Origin of the sequence: Parafrankia sp. Ea1.12 (assembly GCF_900465275.1) — a bacterium.
GTDB lineage: Bacteria > Actinomycetota > Actinomycetes > Frankiales > Frankiaceae > Parafrankia > Parafrankia soli.
The window spans coordinates 1-1368 of the sequence record NZ_UBIZ01000386.1 but is presented as its reverse complement, the minus strand read 5'-3'; the positions used below and the strand labels follow the sequence as shown (position 1 = coordinate 1368).

The following is a 1368-nucleotide window of genomic DNA, read 5'->3' as shown; positions in this document are numbered from 1 at the left end:
CTGGCCCACCCCTGAAGGGTCCGCCGCTCGGCCCCGGTGAGCACGAGCGGCAGACTCGGCTTACCTGCCATACCTCCATGACACCGCAGGTCCCATGAGATCGCAGATCTCCGGACCGGGACACTAGGCGGTGAGGAGCGCTTCGACCTCGCGGCCCCAGTCCGGATACATCGCGGCCTTCCGGGCGTGCATCGCGAAGATCGCCTGATGCAGCCCGGGATCCAGATCGTCGGACAGTCGCACCGCCGACAGCCTGGCCAGCCTCCCCAGGATCACGTCGTCACCCTTCACATGCACCGGGTCGTGCATGTACCGCTCCAGCGCGTCCAGGTCCGGGATCGCCGCGAGGTAGGCGTGGGTGAATCCCTCAGCGGGGTCACCGAGATCCTGCCCGACGGCGGCGAACGCGACCGACCCGGTCGAGGCCGTGCGCCGCATCGTGGCCAGCACCTCCGCCTTCTCATCCTCGGTGACGTCGTTCCGAAAGCTGAACCGCAGCACGTTGACGATCAACGAAACTCCCCTGCTCGTTATGCACCAATCAGTGCACTTTAGCGCACCAGCACGTGCGATAGCTATCCTTGCCTGGTGGGCGCAGCGAGGCCGGACGGAGCGAGAGGCCGGATCGACAAGCGGCAGGCGATCCTGGACGGCGCGTTCACGATCTTCGCCCGGGACGGATACCACACGGCGGGGATGGACGCGATCGCCGCCGAGGCGAAGGTCGCGAAGCACACCCTCTACAACCACTTCGGGGACAAGGAGAACCTCTTCCGCGAGGTGGTCGCCGCCCTGTCCGACCAGGCGCTGGCCCGTAACCTCGCCGCCGTCGAACAGCTCCGCGAGCAGGGCGATCTGGCCGCGATGCTCACCGAGACCGGTTGTTGCCTGGCCGAGTGCTACTGCGATGAGCGTTCGTCGGCGCTCCGGCGGCTGCTGCACTCGGAGATCACGACCATGCCGGACCTGCTCGACATCGTCCGCGACCGGGCGAGCGACCGGGTCAACGACGCGCTGGCGGCGCGGCTGGCCAGACTGGCCCTGGCCGGCCGGCTGGATCTCGGCGGCGACCCCGCGATCGCCGCCGAACAGTTCGGCGCCCTGCTCACGGGCTCGCTGGAGGCCCGCTCCCGGCTGGGAACTAGGAAGATCCCCCAAGCGGAGCTGCGGGCCGTCGCCGGACAGGCAGCCGCGACCTTTCTCCGCGCCTTCGGCACCGAGTCCTAGTACTGAGTCGTTTTCGTGCGCCCAGCAGACTGGAGGTGACGCCGTGTAAGCGGCCGATCTACCTTTCGTAAGCTCGTCGTCGCTTGCCGGTGGAAGTCCGGTCCGGGTAGCTGCCAGGAGGCCCGGTAGCAGGCTGGCGGC

Annotated in this window: 2 protein-coding genes; one reads left to right on the top strand and one right to left on the bottom strand. The window is 68.3% G+C overall.

Features of this window, described 5'->3' with window-relative positions; all coding sequences use genetic code 11:
- Positions 1 to 123: 123 nt before the first annotated feature.
- Positions 124 to 513, bottom strand: a complete 390-nt coding sequence (locus tag FMEAI12_RS22085; RefSeq protein ID WP_112107690.1) for a Dabb family protein — start codon at positions 511 to 513, stop codon at positions 124 to 126.
- A gap of 75 nt (positions 514 to 588) precedes the next feature.
- Between FMEAI12_RS22085 and FMEAI12_RS22080 the strand changes: the two genes are divergently transcribed.
- Complete coding sequence (locus FMEAI12_RS22080; protein ID WP_235014301.1) at positions 589 to 1227, top strand: TetR/AcrR family transcriptional regulator; 639 nt, start codon at positions 589 to 591, stop codon at positions 1225 to 1227.
- Positions 1228 to 1368 lie beyond the last annotated feature (141 nt).